This window comes from Actinopolymorpha sp. B11F2, assembly GCF_040195635.1.
Lineage (GTDB): Bacteria > Actinomycetota > Actinomycetes > Propionibacteriales > Actinopolymorphaceae > Thermasporomyces.
The window spans coordinates 1-835 of sequence record NZ_JBEFTX010000066.1; the positions used below are offsets into that span (position 1 = coordinate 1).

An 835-nucleotide genomic window follows, 5' to 3' on the forward strand; every position below is an offset into this window, starting at 1 on the left:
TGGGTGGTGAGGTGGCCGGGTTGGTTCTGGGTCCACCACCAGCCGCCTTCGTGTTTGGCGCGATGGTGTCTACGGCACAGGGGCGCGAGGTTGCATGCGCAGGAAGGTCCGCCGAGCCGGTGTTCGATGGTGTGGTCGAGATCGCAGGCGACGGCGGGACGGCTGCAGCCGGGCTGGCTACAGGTGCGGTGCATCGCTTGGATTAACCGGCGTTGGGCGGCAGTCGGTTTGTAGCGTCCGCTGCTGGCCTGATGGTAGACGACCTTGCCGCCGACGGTGACGGTGCGGCAGTACTCGAATCCGCCTGCCGCGGCGTTCTTGATGTCGTCGATCACCGCCGGGGTGATGGCGCCAAGGCCGGCGAGTTCGCCTGCCTTCTCGCCGAGGCCGAGCCAGGTCTCCAGGTCGGCGACCAACTCCACCTTCGCCACCAGGTGCTCATCACCGGTCTCGACACACGCACCACCATCACCCGGAGCATCCCAGGCTTCCACGTCACCGACGGCCTCGTCGTCGGCGCCGGTGCCGGACGCGCTGCCGGACGCGCTGCTGGACGCGTGGTCGCAGTCGGGGTCGCGGTGGGGGTTGCGGGGCGCCGGGTCGGTCCTGCTGGTCTGGTCCGCACTAGTGCCCGGATCGGCGGCGGTGGCCGGATCGGCGGTGGCCGGATTGGCGGTGGCGGTGGCTGCGGGGTTCCGGCCGCGGAGGAGGTCGAGGAACACGTCGGCTTCGATCTGCGCCAACGTCCTGCCATCACCCTCGCCCTTGATGCGTCTGGCGACGGTCTTGACGAACACCCGCGCCGCCGCGGTCCCCGCCATCGGCAGGTCCTGAC

The 835-nt window shown here is 69.9% G+C and carries 1 protein-coding gene; it reads right to left on the minus strand.

The window, feature by feature from the left end; all coding sequences use genetic code 11:
- The coding region (locus ABN034_RS34240; RefSeq protein ID WP_349695111.1) for an HNH endonuclease signature motif containing protein at nucleotides 1–821 on the minus strand (821 nt) is incomplete at its 3' end.
- Between the last annotated feature and the right edge of the window lie 14 nt (nucleotides 822–835).